This window comes from Phenylobacterium sp. (genome assembly GCF_028290885.1).
GTDB lineage: Bacteria > Pseudomonadota > Alphaproteobacteria > Caulobacterales > Caulobacteraceae > Phenylobacterium.
This window is the reverse complement of sequence record NZ_JAQGIZ010000036.1, coordinates 1-16,553: the sequence shown is the minus strand read 5'-3', so window position 1 is coordinate 16,553 and position 16,553 is coordinate 1. Positions and strand designations below refer to the sequence as shown.

Genomic DNA, 16,553 nt, shown 5'->3' with positions numbered 1-16,553 from the left:
CGGAGGAGCCCCCATGACCGTCGCTGTCCTGACCCCGTGGCCAACCGCCGCCGCCCCGCGTCCGACGGGAGATTCTGTGGCATCAATGGCGGCGGGCGGAATGGAACCGTTGGAGGACGTCGTCGCCATGGCTGAGCCCACGGTCGGGGCAGGATACGCGCGGGGATTGCTCGAGTTCGCCGCCTCGAAGGGGGCGAGCCGGGCGGCGCTGTTCGACCGGTCGGGGATTCAGCCGGCCACTCTGCAGGACCAGGACGCCCGCATCCCCTTCCGCAAGTATGTGGCGCTGATGCAGGCGGCCAAGGCGCTGACCGGCGACAGCGCGCTGGCGCTCCATTACGGCGAGGCGGTCGACATCGCCGAGGTCTCGATCATCGGGCTCATCGGCCAGGCCTCCGAGACGATGACGGAGGCCTTCGCCCAGCTGAACCGCTACGTGCGCCTGATCGTCGAGACCGACAACGAAGGCGCCGGCGACCGCTTCAGGATCGTGGTCGACCGGGGCGGGCTCTGGATGCTCGACAACCGCAAGAACCCCGGCGACTTCCCCGAGCTCACCGAATCCGCCTTCGCCCAGCTGGTCTGCGGGCCGCGCCGGTTCGACGAGACGCCGTTCGTGAAGGCGGTCCATGTCACCCACGCCGCGCCGCCGCACATCACAGAATACGAGCGGATATTCCGTGCTCCGGTCGTCTTCGGCAGCGACCGGAACGGCTTCCTGATCGACCAGACCTGGGCGAGCCACAGGGTCGCGCGGCTGCCGCGCTACGCCTTCGGCGTCCTGACCGAGCATGCGGACGAGCTCTTGAAGAGCCTGGAAGGCTCCAAGTCCGTCAGGGGCCGCGTCGAGAGCCTGCTGATGCCCATCCTGCACACCGGCAATGCGAGCATGGACGTGGTCGCCGCCAAGCTGGGCGTCAGCCGCCAGACCCTGTTCCGCAAGCTGAAGACCGAAGGCGTGACCTTCGAGCGGGTGCTGAACGAGCTGCGCCACCGGATGGCCGCCGACTACCTGGGCGCCCGGAAGGTCTCGGTGAACGAGACGGCCTATCTGGTGGGGTTCTCCGAGCCCGCCGCCTTCTCGCGCGCCTTCAAGCGCTGGACCGGATCGAGCCCGCGCGCGATGCGCGCCGCCGGCGCCGGCCGTGAAACCTGAGGTCAGGTTTTTGATGCCCGGCGTCATGGCCTGAGCCGCCGCCGCAGATAGCCTGTCGAGACGGCCAAGGAGGCTGGCTCACATGATCGTTCACATCAGCCCGGACGCCCCGCTCCTGATCCGCGCCGCGGCGGGGACGGCGCTGGCGCTGCACATCGGCGGCGCCAGCCTTGGCATGGCCTCCGGCGCCGTCGCGCTGTTCGCCCCCAAGGGCGAGCGCCTGCATCGGGTGGCCGGCAATGTGTTCTTCGTCTCCATGCTGACCATGTCCGGGATCGCCGCGATCGTGGCGCCGCTTTTCCCGGACAGGATCTCGGCCGTCATGGGGCTGCTCACCTTCTATTTGACCGCCACCGCCTGGGCGGTGGTGCGGCGCCCGCCGGGGCGTGTCGGAGGCTTCGAGGCCGGCGCCTGCCTGGCCGCGCTGGGCATGGCCGCCGCCTTCCTCGCGCTCGCCGTGATCGGCGGCCGGATGCCCGGCGGCATTCTCGACGACGAGCCCTCCCAGCTGGGCTACGTCTTCGCCATCGTCGCCGCGATCGCCGCCGCTTCGGACTTCCGCATGATCCGGCGCGGTGGCCTGACCGGCGCCCCGCGCATCGCGCGGCATCTGTGGCGCATGTGCCTGGCGCTGTTCATCGCCTGGGGCTCCTTCGCCGGCCAACCGCGAGCCCAGCCGGACGCCCTGCGCGGCTCGCCCTATCTCTTCCTGCCGGCGCTCGCCGTCCTCGCCCTGATGGTCTTCTGGCTGGTCCGCGTCCGGTTCACGGGTCGGCGCAGCCCGGCAGCGAGCGCCCTCACAGCCCACGAGGCCCTGACATGAAAACCCAGACTCCAGAAACCTGGCCGCGCCTGGCGGTCTGGCTCGCCGGCCTGCTGTCGGTGATCATCACGGCGGGGGCCGTCCTTGCCGCGAGCGGCGCCCACGCCGGCCCCTACCGCGCGCCGCGCACCAGCTTCGGAGCCCCGGACCTGCAGGGCCTGTGGACGAACACGTCCCTGACGTTCCTCCAGCGACCGCCGGTCTTCAAGGCCCTGGCGGCGACGGACGCCGAGGCCGCCATGATGGAGGGCCTCTTCAAGAAGATGGTGGGCGACCTGCTCGCGCCGTTCGTCGATCCGAAGCTGCCCGCCCCGCCGGTCGTCAAGGAGGCGCCGCAGTCCGACTACCTCGAGATGGACATGCACCTGGCGCGCATCAACGGTCAGATGCGCTCGTCCTGGATCGTCGATCCGGCCGACGGCAGGGTCCCCTTCACCGACGTCGGCAAGAAGGCCCGCGCCGCCGCCGTCAAGGAGGACTTCGATGGCCCCGAGGGGCGGCCGACCGAGGAGCGTTGCCTGCAGGCCATCGGCTCGCCGGAGGGGCCGCCGATGATGAACACCGGGTTCAACGCCAACTACCAGATCGTGGAAACGCCGGGCTACGTGGCCATCCACACCGAGATGAACCACGACGTGCGGATCATCCGGATGGGCGACCGCCGCCATCTGCCCGCCTCCGTGCGGCCCTGGATGGGCGACTCGGTCGGCTGGTGGGACGGCGACACCCTGGTGGTCGAGACCACCAACTTCCCGAAGGATTTCGGGGTCGGCAGCCTGGGCGGCGGCTTCACCTATTCGCCGCAGGGCAAGCTCACCGAGCGGTTCACCCGCACCGCCAAGGACCAGATCCTCTACCAATTCTCGGTCGACGATCCGGCCTACTTCAAGCAGCCCTGGCGCGCCGAGATGCCGATGCGGCCCGCCAAGGGCCCGATCTACGAGTACGCCTGCCACGAGGGCAACTATTCGCTCCCCAACGCGCTCTCCGGCGCCCGCGCCCAGGAACGCAACCCCGATCCCGCAGCGCCCCCCACCACGGGCCGGTGATCCGGGGGAAAGCTGCGCTGCCCGATCAGGCCGTTTGCTGAGCCCGGATGGCGGGCTCCGCCTCGCGAGCGGCCTGCATGTCCAGGGCCTCGTTGATGCCCGCGACCAGGGCTGTGGCGGTGACAGGTTTGGCGATGTGCAGATCGGCGCCGGCCGCCAGGGCCTCCAGGCGGTGGTGGGACATGGCGTTGGCGCTCAGCATCACGATCGGCGTGCGCGGAAGGTCGGATCGCTCCTGCTCGTATCGCCGGATGGCGCGGGTGGCGGCGAGGCCGTCCATGACCGGCATCTGCATGTCCATCAGCACCAGGTCGAAATCCGCTGTCCGCATGGCGTCCACCGCCTCGGCGCCGTTCTCCACGATGGTGAGCACTGCGCCGTAGGGCGCGAGGATCAGCTCGACCACCTTCTGGTTGGTGGGATGGTCCTCGGCCAACAGGATGCGCAAGGGCCCGTCCCGGTCGGCCACGTGCTCCCCGCTCGCCAGCGCCGCGTCCGGCCGCACGGTGGTCAGGCGGGCGTCATAGGCCTCCAGGGCCTGGTTGCGCGCCAGCGGGATCGTGACCCGGAACAGGCTGCCGCGCCCAACGGTCGATTGGGCGGCGATCTCGCCGCCCATCATCTCGACCAGGGCCTTGCAGATCGACAGGCCGAGGCCCGTGCCGCCAAAGCGGCGGGTGATGGTGGTGTCGGCCTGGCTGAACCGTTGGAAGAGCCTCGCCCCCGCCTCGGCGTCGAAACCCACTCCGGTGTCGCTGACCTCGAAGCTCACCCTGCACGGCTGGCCGGGCGCGCCGGAGTCCTCCACGTCGATCGCCAGGCGGACTTCGCCCGCGGCGGTGAATTTGACGGCGTTGGAGAGCAGGTTGCCCAACACCTGCTTGATGCGGGTGCCGTCGCCGTGGAATTCGCCCCGCGCCTGCGCGCCGAAGCTGGCCCGGAATGAGAGGTTTTTTTCCTGGGCGCGAACCTGGTGCAGGTCGATCAGGCTGCCGAGCTCGTCGCGCAGGTCGAACACCCGTTGCTCGATCTCCAATCGCCCCGCCTCGATCTTCGAGAGATCCAGGATGTCGGACACCAGCCGCTCCAGCGTCGCGCCCGAACTTTCGATCAGGGCCACCATCTCGCGCTGGGCCGGGGTCAGCTCGGTCCGGCTGAGCGCGTCGACCACCCCGATCACCCCGTTCAAGGGTGTGCGGATCTCGTGGCTCATGTTGGCCAGGAAGTCGCTCTTGGCCTGGTTGGCCGCCTCGGCCGCCTGCTTGGCGGCGCCCATCTCCGCCTCGAGGGCCAGTCGCTCGGTGACGTCGCGGGCGACGCCGAACACCATGTCGCCGACCCGCCGCGCCCGCCATTCCAGATGCCTGTAGTACCCGTCCCGATGCCGGTAGCGATTGACGAAGCCCATCACCTCGTCCTCGGCCCGCATGCGCTGCATGTGCCCGTGCGTCTCGCCGACGTCGTCCGGGTGGACCAGCGGCAGCATCGGTGTGCCTTCCAGGTCCTGGATCGAATAGCCCAGGACCTTTCGCCAGGCCTCGTTCACCTTGACGAAGTTGAAGTCCTTGTCGCGGATGCAGAGCATGTCCAGCGAGACTTCGAAGAAGGTGGTCAGGTTGCGGGCCGTGTCGTTCTCGACCTGGAGCGCCCTCGAGGCGCGGGCCTCGCTGCGCACCAGCTCGTCCTGCTCCCGCTGACGCACGATGGCGATGGCCGCCAGTTCGGCCGCCGATTCGATGACGGCGATGTCCTCGGCGCTGGGGGCGCGCACCTCGCGGTGGTAGATGCCGAACGTGCCCAGCACCTCGCCGCCGACCCCCCGGATCGGCTGGGACCAGCAGGCGCGTAGCCTGGCTGCGGCGGCCAGGTCCTTGAAATCCACCCACAAGGGATCGGCCTGGATGTCCTCCACGATCACGCGCTGATTGAGGAAGGCCGCTGTGCCGCAGGATCCGACGTTCGGCCCGATCGCCAGGCCCTCGATCGCCGCATTGTAGTCGTCGGGCAGGCTCGACCCGGCGCCGAGGGTCAGTCGCTGTCCGGATTCGTCCAGCAGGAGGATGCTGCACAAGGTGTCGGTAGCCTCGGCCTCGACGGACAGGGCGACGGCGTCCAGCACGACGGCCAGCTGGTTGCCGGCGGCCATGAGGGCCATGGTGCGGCGGAACGCCGAGTGGGCGGACGTCCGGCTCATGAACGCGAGCAACTCCAGGTCAATACTTGAGCTCCTGGGATATCAGCGCATCCTGGCGATCCCGTTAACGGTTCGTGGGGGGCGGTCGAGGCGCTGCGCTGAGGCGGCAGATGATCGGGCTTTGCCCTGGGGGAGGATCTGGAGGCGCCCCCACACCTGTTGACCTAACGTCGGTTTGTGGTGACAGCTTGAGCGGGGGCTGAACAGGGAGAAGCCGGATGAGCGTCTACCGGGTCACCGACGTCATTGGAACGAGCCCGACGAGCTGGGAAGAGGCCGCCAAGGAGGCGCTTGCCGCCACGGCGGGTTCGCTGCGGGACCTGCGGGTCGCGGAGGTGTCCAAGCTTGACATCACCTTGACGCCCGACGGAAAGATCGAGGCCTTCAGGGTCAAGCTCGCCGTCAGCTTCAAGTACGACAAAGCCTGAGGCCGCGCGCTCGCCGCTCGGGCCTGTCGACGTCTCGGAAAAGGACCCTCGCGATGACCCCGCTCCCCGACGTCGCCTACGTGTTCGCGGGCGCCGTCCTGGCGAACGCCACGCCGCACCTGGTCAGCGGCCTGATGGGGCGGCCGTTCCAGAGCCCGTTCGCCAAACCGCCGGGAGAGGGCTTGTCGTCCTCGACCGTCAACGTGCTGTGGGGGTTTGCCAACCTGGCCGTCGGCTATGGCCTGATCGCCTGGGTGGGCGCCTTCGATCCAAGGTCGCCGGAACATGCCGCCGCGGCAGGCCTGGGCGTGCTGCTCCTCGCGCTCTTCCTGGCGCGCCGGTTCGGGCGGATCAACGGCGGCAATTCGCCGGAGTGAGGCGAGCGCCTCCCTCGGCCTCTAGTGCTGGCTCTCCGGCATCCGCACCACCAGCCCGTCCAGCGCGTCGGTCACCTTGATCTGGCACGACAGCCGGCTGTTGGGCTCCACGTTCTCGGCGAAGTCGAGCATGGATTCCTCCATGGCCGAGGAGGTCCCGGTCTTGTCGCGCCAGGCTTCGTCCACATAGACGTGGCAGGTGGCGCAGGCGCAGGCGCCGCCGCAGTCGGCGTCGATGCCGGGCACGTTGTTCTTCACCGCGCCTTCCATGACCGTCAGCCCGTTCTTCACGTCGATGACGTGCTCGGTCCCGTCATGCTCGATGTAGGTGATCTTGGCCATAAACCCTCGGAACCCCTCGCCGACCTTAGGCGGCGACCTCTTTCATGGAAATGGATGGGTCCGCAAGCCTACCCTTGTCGACCGGCTTGCGTCCCAGGATCAGCTGCTTGCCCATCATGAATTCGGGCGGCGAGTTGATCGCCTCGACGGATTGCACCAGATCGCCCTGCAGGTGGAAGACCGCGAACTTGGCCGTGGTCGGGTCGCCGCGCAGCAGGATCCGGTCCACATCGAAGGCGTAGCCGGCGATCTGCAGCTTCAGGTCGTACTGGTCCGACCACTGCCAGGGGACCTCGCCGGCGGGCGCGGGGCGGCCGGCGATGGCCGACGCCGCCTGCTTGGCGCCCTCCAGCGCGTTGGGCACCGACTCCATGCGGAACATGCGGCCGTAGATCGGCATCGGCCGGTGGGCCACGTCGCCGATGGCGAAGATCGACGGGTCGGACGTGCGGGCGTCCAGGTCCACCACCACGCCGCGGGCGGTCTCCAGGCCGCAGTCGCGGGCGAGCTCGTCGTTGGGATGGGCCCCGACGCCCACCACCACCGCGTCGCAGGCGATGACGCGGCCCCCCGCCAGCCTGACGCCGGCGACGTGGCCGTCCCGACCCTCGAAGGCCTCGACGTTGGCGCCCAGCTCGAACACCACCCCGTGCTGCTCGTGGTAGGCCTTGAAGAAGGTCGAGAGCGCCTCGCAGGCGACGCGCGCCAGCAACCGCGTCTCGCGCTCCAGCACTACCACCTCGGCGCCCAGCGCCCGGCCGGAGGCGGCCACCTCCAGCCCGATGTAGCCGCCGCCCACCACCGCCAGCCGCTTGCCGGGACCGATCGTCGCCTTGAGCAGCTCGGCGTCGGCGGCGGTGCGCAGGAACATCACGCCCTCCAGCTCCGCGCCGGGGATCGGCAAGGCGATGGCGCGCGCGCCGGTGGCCAGGATCAGCGCGTCGTAGGAGACCGTCGCGCCGTCGGACAGCGTCACCGTCTTGGCGCCGCGGTTGATGGCCACAGCCCGCGTCGAGGCGCGGAAGTCGATGTCGTGCTCCGGGTAGAACGCCAGCGGCTTGAGGGTCAGGGCGTCGGCGTCCGCCTCGCCCTTCAGCCAGGCCTTGGAGAGCGGCGGCCGCTGGTAGGGCGGAATCGGCTCCTCGCCCACGAGCGTGATCGGGCCCGCATGGCCGTACTGCCGCAGCAGCGCCGCAGCCGTGCCCCCCGCATGCCCCGCGCCCAGGATCACCACATGCGCCCCTGAGGCAAGATTGGCCGGATCGCTCATCTGACCTCGATGCCCAAAAGTGACGCCGGCGTCAACTTATCGCCTCCCCCGTCGTCTTCGCGACGGGGGAGGCGCAGAAACCTACACAACCCTATCGACCAGCATCTTCTTCACCTCGGCGATGGCCTTGGCCGGGTTCAGCCCCTTCGGACACACCTGGGCGCAGTTCATGATGGTGTGGCAGCGGTAGAGCTTGAAGGGGTCCTCCAGCGCGTCCAGCCGCTCGCCGGTGGCCTCGTCGCGGCTGTCGACCAGCCAGCGGTAGGACTGCAGCAGCGTCGCCGGCCCCAGGTACTTGTCCTGGTTCCACCAGTAGCTCGGACACGAGGTCGTGCAGCAGGCGCACAGTATGCACTCGTAGAGGCCGTCGAGCTTCTCGCGGTCCTCCGGCGACTGGATCCACTCCTTCTGCGGCTCCGGCGTCTCGGTGTGCAGCCAGGGCTCGATGGAGGCGTACTGGGCGTAGAACATGGTCAGGTCGGGGACCAGGTCCTTCATCACCGGCATGTGCGGCAGGGGGCTGATCTGCACGTCCTTGCCGGGGACCTCCGCCCAGCCGTGCGTGCATGCGAGCGTGTTGCGCCCGCCGATGTTCATGGCGCAGGAGCCGCAGACCCCCTCGCGGCAGGACCGCCGGAAGGCGAGCGTCGCATCCATGGTGTTCTTGATGTGGATCAGCACGTCCAGCACCATCGGCCCGCAGGCCTCGACATCGACGTCGTAGGTGTCCCAGCGCGGGTTCTCGCCCCACTCGGGATCGTAGCGGTAGACCCGGAAGGTCTTGACCTTTTTCGCCCCCTCCGGCGCCGGGTGATGGCGGCCCTTCTGGAGGCGGGAGTTCTTCGGCAGGGCGAGTTCGACCATGGATGCGGTCCTTACGTGAAGCTTGGCTCGGCGGTCTTCCGCCCGAGGATGATGACGCCGTGGTGACCGTCGTGGTTGGTGGAGACCAGCCGGATCTCCTCGATCCCCGCGCGGTTCAGCAGGCGGACGATCTTCGACAGGTCGTAGTCGTACATCAGGATCTGGCCGAGCGGCAGGTTACGTGCCCAGCGCCGCTGGCGCTGCGCGCGGAACAGGCGGCGAAGCCCCTGCCCCCGCGGCCACTCGCGGTCCTTGTCGCGCCAGACGGTGAGCTGCAGGCTGACCACCCCGCCCATGGCGAGCCGGGCCAGCAGGTCCTCGATGATCGCCTCGCCGCGCTCTGGCGGGATGTGCTGGAAGACGATGAAGCTGTTGATCCAGTCGAACGGTCCGGCCGGAACCTGGTCGACATAGGTCGCCTTGCCGCCGCGCGCCCGGGCGAGCGCCAGCATGCCCGGCGAGATATCGACGCCGGTGACCTCGTCGGCGTAGGCCGTCATCGCCTCGGCGAGGCGCCCGACGCCGCAGCCGAAGTCCAGCGCGCGGCCGGACGGCAGGCGGCCGGTCAGCCTCTCCAGGTCCCTGGCGATCGGGTCGATGTGGAACGGGCCGGAGGCGTAGAACTGCTCGATCCGCTCGGGCGTCAGGTTCTCGCTCCGGAAGTCCGGGTGGCTGATCACGCCCCAATAGGGCTCGGTCACGCCCAGCTCGCGCCAGTCGGCGTCGGTGTCGCGCACCGCCAGGGCGTCGGCCTCAGCGCCAGGCATGCATCACCACCCGATTGTGCTTCCAGTAGAGCTCCGGCGCCCGCCAGTGCGGCTTGGTCGCCGGATGGCCGGTCATCTCGACCCGGCTGAACCCCAGGTCGCGGACCATGGCCTCCAGGCAGCGGCGGTTGGGCGCCCAGAAGTTGGTGGGGTCGTCGCCGAGGTCGGAGCCCTGGTAGTAGCGCATCGCCGGCCAGGGCAGGACGTCCAGCGCCGTCGCCGTCTCCACGACCAGCATCTCGCCCGTCACCGAGGCCGCATGGGCCAGGGCCTGCAGTGGGTCCTTCACGTGGTAGAGCACGCCCAGGAACAGCACCACGTCGTGGGTCCCGACGCTCTCCGGCGTGATCTGCGGCACGTCGATGTCCAGGCTTTCAACCTTGGAGGCCAGGCGCGCGTGGGCGTAGTCGAACCCGGCCTTGGTCCCCCAGCCCTCGCCCGACCAGCAGAAGTGGTCGGTGGCCAGCACCGCGGCGGCGCCCCGCCGCTCCGCCTCGAAGGCGAAGAAGCCGTCCCACGAGCCGACGTCGAGCACCCGCTTGCCGGCCACGCCGTGCTTGAAGACCACCTCGGCCTCGACGCCCAGCACCTGTGCCGACTTGACCCCCTGCGTGGTCTCGCCGCCGGGCAGGCTCAGCGAATGGAACCAACCGGTCGGCGGGGCTACCTCCGGGCGGGATTGGGCGCCGTCCATGATCGCCTCAATAAACCCGAGCCTTCGGCGGGATCGGTGCGATGTCGTTTGTCATCGTAAAGTCGTGGACCGGCCGATAGTCGATCTTCACCTTGCCGCTCGCGTCGTCGAACCAGGTCAGCGTGTGCTTCATCCAGGTCTTGTCGTTGCGATCGGGGAAGTCCTCCCGGGCGTGGGCGCCGCGGCTCTCGGTGCGGTTGACGGCCCCGGCCACGGTGACGACGGCCTGGCCGATCAGGCTGTCGAGCTCAAGCGTCTCCATCAGGTCGGTGTTCCAGATCATCCCGCGGTCGGAGACGGCCAGGTCGGCGCGCTTCTTCTGCACCGCGTCCAGGCGCTTGACACCGGAGACCAGGCTCGCGCCGGTGCGGAACACCGCGGCGTCCTCCTGCATCGCCTGCTGCATCTCCAGGCGCAGCGCTGCGGTCCAGGTCTTGCCGTTCGCGTTGCGCAACCGGTCGAAGCGGGCGAGGTGCCCATCGGTCATCCCCGGCTTCAGTTCCGGCTGGCTGTCTCCGGCCTTGATCGTGTCAGCTGCCCGCAGCGCCGCGGAGCGTCCGAACACCACCAGGTCGATCAGCGAGTTGGACCCCAGGCGGTTGGCGCCGTGCACGCTGACGCAGGCCGCCTCGCCCACCGCCATCAACCCCGGCACGACCTTGTCGGGGTCCTTGCCAAGCTTGGTGACTACCTCGGAATAGAAGTTCGTGGGAATACCGCCCATGTTGTAATGGACCGTTGGTAAGACTGGAATTGGCTCTTTAGTTACGTCTACGCCAGCGAATATTCTTGCACTCTCCGAGATACCTGGAAGACGCTCATGCAACACTTTCGGGTCCAAGTGATCAAGGTGCAGGTTGATGTGGTCCTTCTTGGGGCCGACCCCGCGGCCCTCGCGGATCTCGATGGTCATGGCGCGGCTGACCATGTCGCGGGGCGCCAGGTCCTTCACCGAGGGCGCATAGCGCTCCATGAACCGCTCGCCCTCGGAGTTGGTGAGGTAGCCGCCCTCGCCGCGCGCGCCCTCCGTGATCAGGCAGCCGGCGCCGTAGATCCCCGTGGGGTGGAACTGCACGAACTCCATGTCCTGCAAGGGCAGGCCGGCGCGCAGCACCATGCCGTTGCCGTCGCCGGTGCAGGTGTGAGCGGAGGTGCAGGAGAAGTAGGCCCGGCCATAGCCGCCGGTCGCCAGGATCACCAGCTGCGCCTGGAAGCGGTGCAGGGTCCCGTCGTCCAGCTTCCAGGCCGTGACGCCGCGGCAGACGCCTTCGTCCATGATCAGGTCCAGGGCGAAGAACTCGATGAAGAACTCGGTCTTCTTGGCCAGCGCCTGGCCGTACATGGTGTGCAGCATGGCGTGGCCGGTGCGGTCGGCCGCCGCGCAGGTGCGCTGGATCGGCGCCTCGCCGAAGTTGCGGGTCATGCCGCCGAAGGCGCGCTGGTAGATCTTGCCGTCCGGCGTCCGCGAGAACGGCACGCCCCAGTGCTCCAGCTCGTAGACCGCGGCCGGCGCGTTGCGGACCAGGTACTCGATGGCGTCCTGGTCGCCCAGCCAGTCCGACCCCTTGACGGTGTCGTACATGTGCCAGCGCCAGTCGTCCTCGCCCATGTTGCCGAGCGACGCGGAGATGCCGCCTTGGGCCGCCACGGTGTGCGAGCGGGTCGGGAAGACCTTGGAGACGCAGGCGGTCTTCAGCCCGGCCGCGGCGCAACCCAAGGCCGCGCGCAGGCCCGAGCCGCCGGCGCCAACCACCACGACGTCGTACTTGTGATCGATGAAATCGTAGGCCGGCATGGATCAGAAGGCTCCGCCGCTCAGCGCGACCTTGAGGACCGAGAAGATCGCCAGCGCGCCGAAGAGCCCGCAGACGAAGAGGTTGATGATCAAGAGGCCCGACTTGGTCAGGGCTTTGTGGATGTAGTCCTCCACCACCACCCGCAGGCCCGCTTTCATGTGCCAGAAGCTGATCGCCAGCGTCAGCACGGTCAGGGTCGCGTTCAGCGGGTTCTGGATCCAGTGGACCGCGAAGCCATAGTCGCCGGCGGCAAGCTGCAGGACGCCGTAGACCGCCCAGACGATCAGCGGCACGAGCGCGATCGAGCTGACCCGCTCGGAGATCCAGTGGCCGACGCCGTGCTTGGCTGAGCCCAGGCCGCGGGCGCGGCCGAGCGCGGTGCGATAGCTGACCATCAGAGCGCTCCCGTCATGCCGGCGATGCCCCAGACCGCCAGGGTCGCGGCAGCGGCGAAGGCCAGGACCACCACCGACGAGGCGTTGGCCGACTTCACGTCGAGGCCGTGACCGGTGTCCCAGACCAGGTGCCGCACGCCGTTGGCCAGGTGGTAGAACAGGCTGAGCGTCAGGCCGAACATCACCACCTTGCCCGGCAGCGAGCCCAGCAGACCCTTGAACTGCGCATAGCGCTCCGGCCCCTGGGCGAGCGCGACCGCCCAGGCCGCGGCGATCAAGGCGCCGACGTAGAGCACGATCCCCGTCACCCGGTGCAGGATCGAGGTCAGCATCGTGATGTGCCAACGCCAGAGCGGCGGCGAGATCAGTCCACCCGTCAGCAGGTGCGGCGAAATCGGTGGTTCGCGAGGGGTCCCCCTGTTGGGGCTCTGGGGGGCGTCCGTCATCTGGTCTTCGCCGCTCGATCCTGTCCTGGAGGCAGCCCCGCTTTTAAGCGCCGCGCGGGGGGTGTCAACGAAGGCCGACCCGATCCCCTCGGTGTGGAGCCAGGGCGGCGGTTCCTGCCCCATGGTCGCTCTGGCCATCGCCAGCGCCTCCTTCGGCGCAAGCGAAGTCTCCGGCCGGTTTGGCGCTGACACAATGCGGGATTGCTGTAGTCTTCCTTCGTGAAGGGCGAAGGATGCGGTTCGATCTGATCGACCTGAAGCTGTTCTGCGAGGTGGTGGACGCCGGCTCCATCACCGCGGGCGCGGAGCGGTGCGCGCTGGCGCTGGCCGCGGCCTCGACGCGGATTCGAGCCATGGAGCGGAGCCTCGGCGCGCCGCTTCTTACCCGCTCGCGCCTGGGCGTGGTCCCGACGCCGGCGGGCCTCACCCTCTTGAAGCACGCCCGCGGCATGCTCGACCAGGGCGCGCGGCTGCGCGAAGACCTGGGCGCCTATGCCGGCGGAGCGTCCGGCGAGGTGCGGCTCTTGGCCAACACCAATGCGCTCACCGAATTCCTGCCCGAGGCGCTCTCCTCCTTCCTGGCCGACCACCCGCACGTCAGCGTCGATCTCGAGGAGCGGCTTTCCGACGAGATCGTAGGCCTGGTGGCGGAGGGCGTAGCTGACATCGGCATCGTCGCCGGCACGGTGGATGTGGGCGCGCTCGCCACCTATCCGTTCCGCTCCGACCGGTTCGTCGTGGTCACCGCGGCGGAGCATCCGATGGCGAAGCGGCCGCGCGTACGCTTCGCGGAGGTGCTGGACTACGATTTCGTGGGCCTCGACCGCACGAGCTCCCTGCAACGCTTCCTGGCCGGCAAGGCCTCGCGCGAAGGCCGGCCGCTGCGCCTGCGGGTGCAGCTCCGCAGCTTCGACGCGGTCTGCCGGCTGGTCGAGTGCGGCGTTGGCGTGGGCGTCGTGCCCCAGACCACCGCGGCGCGGGCGGCCAAGACCATGGCGCTGGGGGTGGTCGAGCTGGCCGACGACTGGGCGGTGCGGGACCTGACCATCGTGGTGCGCGCGGCCGACGAGCTGCGGCCCTACGCTCGGGAGCTGGTGGAGAGCCTCAGAGCTTCGCCGGGCTCCTCCAGCCAATCCGCCGAGCGCATCTCCTCCAGCCGCGAGGCGGTGCGTTCGAACTCGAAGGCGCCGTCGCCGGCTGGGTAGAGCTCGGAAGGCTGGGCTTCGGCCAGCACGATCAGCCGGGCGTGGGCCTCGTAGAGGGCGTCGATCAGGATCACGAAGCGGCGGGCTTCCTCGCGGCGGTCAGCCGTGAGCTTCGGCACGTCCTCCAGGAAGACGGTGTGGAAGTGTGCGGCCAGGGCCACATAGTCGTTCGGTCCCAGGGCCACCGAGCAGAGGCTCGCGAAGGTCGCCCGCACCAGGCCGCCGGAGGCGTGCGGCAGGGTGATCTTGCGGCCCAGCACCTCGATCGTCGCGCCGGTCTCCTCCTCGGGCCCGAGGATGTCCCGCCACAGGGCCTCGAAGGATCGGAGGTTGTCCGGATCGGCGGGCGAGAACCAGGTGCCCGCCGCGCGCAAGCGGTCGAGGCGGTAGTCATGGCCGCCGGCCACCGCCACCACCTCCAGCCGCGCCTTGATGAGATCGATGAACGGCAGGAACAGCTGACGGTTGAGGCCGTCCTTGTAGAGGGCGTCCGGCTCGCGGTTGGAGGTGGCCACCAGGGTGACCCCGCGGGCGAACAGCGCCTCGAACAGCCGGCCGAGGATCATGGCGTCGGCGATATCGGTGACCTGGAACTCGTCGAAGCACAGCAGGCGCGCGCCGGCGGCCACGACATCGGCGACGGGTGGGATGGGATCGTCGGACCCCCAGGATCGGCCCAAGGCCGATCCGAAAAAGGGGTGCTGGCCGAAGCGGGCCTTGCGGGCAGCCGCGTCGCCGGCGCGCCAGGCGCCGATCAGCCGGTGTATCTCGCCCATGAAGACGTGGAAGTGGGTGCGCCGCTTGGCCTCCACGGGCACGGTCGCGAAGAACAGGTCCATCAGCATCGACTTGCCGCGGCCGACCGGTCCCCAGAGGTAGACGCCGCGCTCGGCCGCCGGCTTGCGGAAGAGGCCCTTCAGCCCGCCGTTTGCCGGCGCCGCGGCGAGGTCGGCCTCCAGGCGGAGCAGGGCGCGCAGGCCCGGGCCCTGCGCCGGATCGGCCCGGATCTCGCCGGCGGCGAGGCGGGCGTCGTAGGCGGATTGCAGCGCGGAGGCCATGCGCTCCGCCTAGCGGGCGCGGCGGCTCGGCGCAAGGAACGGCGGTGGCTGCGGCGGGTTGATCTAGATCCACACAAGGAGACGTCCCGATGGCCGATGAAGATCGCACCTTCGATCCTGCCAAGCCTCAGGCGGGCCGCGGCCGCCAGCAGAGGTTGGAAAAGGGCCAGAGCGAGCCGGACGTCCAGGTCGAGGCGGTCGGCAACGCACCGGCGCTCGAAGGCATCAGCGACAATCCCGAGGAGGACTGGGGCGAACCCGCCGACCCGGGCACGGCCTACTCCGCCAACCACACCCGCCGCGGCCAGAAGACCGACGCTGAACGCGGGCCCGGCCCCAAGACGCGGGCGGCGACCAAGGACGCGATCAGCCGACGGACCTGAAGCTCAGCTACCGCATCGTCGGGATCACGAACGCGGAGTCCTCGCTGAGGCCCTCGGGCCAGCGGGCGGTGACGGTCTTGATCTTGGTGTAGAAACGCACCCCCTCCATGCCGTGCTGGTTGGTGTCGCCGAACGCGCTGCGCTTCCAGCCGCCGAAGCTGTGGTAGGCGACCGGAACCGGGATCGGCACGTTGATCCCGACCATGCCGACGTTGACCTGCGCGGCGAATTCGCGCGCGGCGCGGCCGTTGCGGGTGAAGATGGCCACGCCGTTGCCGTACTGGTGCTGGCTGGGCAGCGCCACGGCTTCCTCGAAGGTCTCGGCGCGGACGATCTGCAGCACGGGGCCGAAGATCTCCTCCTGGTAGGTGCGCATGGCGGGCTTCACCTGGTCGAATAGCGAGGGGCCGATGAAGAAGCCGTCCTCGTAGCCCTGCAGCGAGAAGCCGCGGCCGTCGACGACCAGCTCGGCGCCTTCCTCGACGCCCAGCTGGATGTAGTCGGAGACCCGCCTACGGTGCGCGGCGGTGACCACGGGGCCGTATTGCGCGGCCGCATCGGTGGAGACGCCGACCTTCAGGGTCTCGATCTCGGCCAGCATCTTCTCGCGGAAGGCTTCGGCGGTCTTGGCGCCGACCGGCACCACGACGGGCAGGGCCATGCAGCGCTCGCCGGCCGAGCCGAAGGCCGCGCCACTGATGTCCTTCACCGCCTGGTCGAGGTCGGCGTCGGGCATGATGACGCCGTGGTTCTTGGCCCCGCCCATGGCCTGGACACGCTTCCCGAGCGCCGTACCCCTTGAGTAGACGTACTGGGCGATGTCGGAGCTTCCCACGAAGCTGACCGCCTTGATGTCCGGATGGTCGAGGATGGCGTCCACCGCCACCTTGTCGCCGTGGACCACGTTCAGCACGCCCTTGGGCGCGCCCGCCTCCATCATCAGCTCCGCCAGCCGGATGGGGACGCTGGGGTCCTTCTCCGAGGGCTTGAGGACGAAGCTGTTGCCGACCGCGATGGCCACCCCGAACATCCACATCGGGATCATCGCCGGGAAGTTGAACGGGGTGATGCCGGCCGCCACGCCCAGCGGCTGGCGCATGGAATAGACGTCGATCCCGGGGCCCGCACCCTCGGTGTACTCGCCCTTCAGCGCATGCGGGATGCCGCAGGCGAACTCGATCACTTCGAGGCCGCGCTGGATGTCGCCCTTGCTGTCGGCGATCACCTTGCCGTGCTCCGACGACAGCAGCTCGGCCAGTTCCTCCATGTTCGCTTCGATCAGGCGCTTGAAGTCGAACATGACGCG

The 16,553-nt window shown here is 69.2% G+C and carries 17 protein-coding genes and 1 pseudogene; 7 read left to right on the top strand and 11 right to left on the bottom strand.

Annotated features, from left to right (window positions below; all coding sequences use genetic code 11):
- Positions 1 to 100 precede the first annotated feature (100 nt).
- The 3 genes from JWP28_RS02880 (at position 101) to JWP28_RS02870 (ending at position 3,028) form a co-directional block, all read left to right on the top strand.
- The gene (locus JWP28_RS02880) at positions 101 to 1,156 is read left to right on the top strand and encodes an AraC family transcriptional regulator (RefSeq protein WP_299539777.1); all 1,056 of its coding nucleotides are present in this window, start codon (positions 101 to 103) and stop codon (positions 1,154 to 1,156) included.
- A gap of 82 nt (positions 1,157 to 1,238) precedes the next feature.
- Positions 1,239 to 1,979: a hypothetical protein gene (locus JWP28_RS02875; RefSeq protein WP_299539776.1), complete on the top strand. Its 741-nt coding sequence runs from the start codon at positions 1,239 to 1,241 to the stop codon at positions 1,977 to 1,979.
- Entirely contained in the window at positions 1,976 to 3,028 is a 1,053-nt protein-coding gene (locus tag JWP28_RS02870) for a hypothetical protein (RefSeq protein ID WP_299539775.1), read from the top strand. Before JWP28_RS02875 ends, JWP28_RS02870 begins: the two co-directional genes overlap by 4 nt.
- A 25-nt stretch (positions 3,029 to 3,053) precedes the next feature.
- On the opposite strand, the gene JWP28_RS02865 is transcribed toward JWP28_RS02870, so the two are convergent.
- Complete coding sequence (locus JWP28_RS02865) at positions 3,054 to 5,222, bottom strand: ATP-binding protein (protein ID WP_299539773.1); 2,169 nt, start codon at positions 5,220 to 5,222, stop codon at positions 3,054 to 3,056.
- Positions 5,223 to 5,440: 218 nt separating this feature from the next.
- On the opposite strand from JWP28_RS02865, the gene JWP28_RS02860 reads away from it, so the two are divergent.
- Complete coding sequence (locus JWP28_RS02860) at positions 5,441 to 5,650, top strand: dodecin domain-containing protein (RefSeq protein WP_299539772.1); 210 nt, start codon at positions 5,441 to 5,443, stop codon at positions 5,648 to 5,650.
- A gap of 53 nt (positions 5,651 to 5,703) precedes the next feature.
- Positions 5,704 to 6,027, top strand: coding sequence for a hypothetical protein (locus JWP28_RS02855; protein ID WP_299539769.1), 324 nt, complete (start codon positions 5,704 to 5,706; stop codon positions 6,025 to 6,027).
- Positions 6,028 to 6,048: 21 nt separating this feature from the next.
- Here JWP28_RS02855 and JWP28_RS02850 read toward each other — a convergent pair whose 3' ends face one another.
- The 8 genes from JWP28_RS02850 to sdhC form a co-directional block, all read right to left on the bottom strand.
- Positions 6,049 to 6,369 carry a 2Fe-2S iron-sulfur cluster-binding protein gene (locus JWP28_RS02850; RefSeq protein ID WP_299539767.1) on the bottom strand — a complete coding sequence of 107 codons (321 nt, stop codon included), beginning with the start codon at positions 6,367 to 6,369 and terminating at the stop codon, positions 6,049 to 6,051.
- Between the two features lie 25 nt (positions 6,370 to 6,394).
- Positions 6,395 to 7,639 (bottom strand): FAD-dependent oxidoreductase, encoded by a 1,245-nt coding sequence (locus JWP28_RS02845; RefSeq protein WP_299539765.1) that lies wholly within the window; start codon positions 7,637 to 7,639, stop codon positions 6,395 to 6,397.
- A gap of 81 nt (positions 7,640 to 7,720) precedes the next feature.
- Entirely contained in the window at positions 7,721 to 8,503 is a 783-nt protein-coding gene (locus JWP28_RS02840; protein ID WP_299539763.1) for a succinate dehydrogenase iron-sulfur subunit, read from the bottom strand.
- A gap of 11 nt (positions 8,504 to 8,514) precedes the next feature.
- Positions 8,515 to 9,270, bottom strand: a complete 756-nt coding sequence (locus tag JWP28_RS02835; protein ID WP_299539761.1) for a class I SAM-dependent methyltransferase — start codon at positions 9,268 to 9,270, stop codon at positions 8,515 to 8,517.
- On the bottom strand, positions 9,257 to 9,964 hold the full coding sequence (locus JWP28_RS02830; protein ID WP_299539759.1) for a methyltransferase domain-containing protein: 708 nt from the start codon (positions 9,962 to 9,964) through the stop codon (positions 9,257 to 9,259). Before JWP28_RS02830 ends, JWP28_RS02835 begins: the two co-directional genes overlap by 14 nt.
- A gap of 7 nt (positions 9,965 to 9,971) precedes the next feature.
- Positions 9,972 to 11,759: a succinate dehydrogenase flavoprotein subunit gene (gene sdhA / locus JWP28_RS02825; RefSeq protein WP_299539756.1), complete on the bottom strand. Its 1,788-nt coding sequence runs from the start codon at positions 11,757 to 11,759 to the stop codon at positions 9,972 to 9,974.
- Positions 11,760 to 11,762: 3 nt separating this feature from the next.
- The gene (gene sdhD, locus JWP28_RS02820) at positions 11,763 to 12,155 is read right to left on the bottom strand and encodes a succinate dehydrogenase, hydrophobic membrane anchor protein (RefSeq protein ID WP_299539753.1); all 393 of its coding nucleotides are present in this window, start codon (positions 12,153 to 12,155) and stop codon (positions 11,763 to 11,765) included.
- On the bottom strand, positions 12,155 to 12,601 hold the full coding sequence (sdhC, locus tag JWP28_RS02815) for a succinate dehydrogenase, cytochrome b556 subunit (protein WP_299539750.1): 447 nt from the start codon (positions 12,599 to 12,601) through the stop codon (positions 12,155 to 12,157). The genes sdhD and sdhC overlap by 1 nt, the downstream gene beginning before the upstream one ends.
- A gap of 233 nt (positions 12,602 to 12,834) precedes the next feature.
- Here sdhC and JWP28_RS02810 point away from each other — a divergent pair.
- Positions 12,835 to 13,653: pseudogene (locus JWP28_RS02810) on the top strand (LysR substrate-binding domain-containing protein); the annotation flags it as partial.
- A 26-nt stretch (positions 13,654 to 13,679) separates the two neighbouring features.
- Here JWP28_RS02810 and zapE read toward each other — a convergent pair.
- On the bottom strand, positions 13,680 to 14,864 hold the full coding sequence (gene zapE, locus JWP28_RS02805) for a cell division protein ZapE (RefSeq protein WP_299539748.1): 1,185 nt from the start codon (positions 14,862 to 14,864) through the stop codon (positions 13,680 to 13,682).
- A gap of 89 nt (positions 14,865 to 14,953) precedes the next feature.
- Here zapE and JWP28_RS02800 point away from each other — a divergent pair, with 89 nt between their 5' ends.
- The gene (locus JWP28_RS02800) at positions 14,954 to 15,247 is read left to right on the top strand and encodes a hypothetical protein (RefSeq protein WP_299539746.1); all 294 of its coding nucleotides are present in this window, start codon (positions 14,954 to 14,956) and stop codon (positions 15,245 to 15,247) included.
- Between the two features lie 7 nt (positions 15,248 to 15,254).
- Here the strand turns inward: JWP28_RS02800 and JWP28_RS02795 are convergent.
- Positions 15,255 to 16,553: CoA-acylating methylmalonate-semialdehyde dehydrogenase (locus JWP28_RS02795; protein WP_299539744.1), on the bottom strand; the 1,299-nt coding region annotated here is incomplete at its 5' end.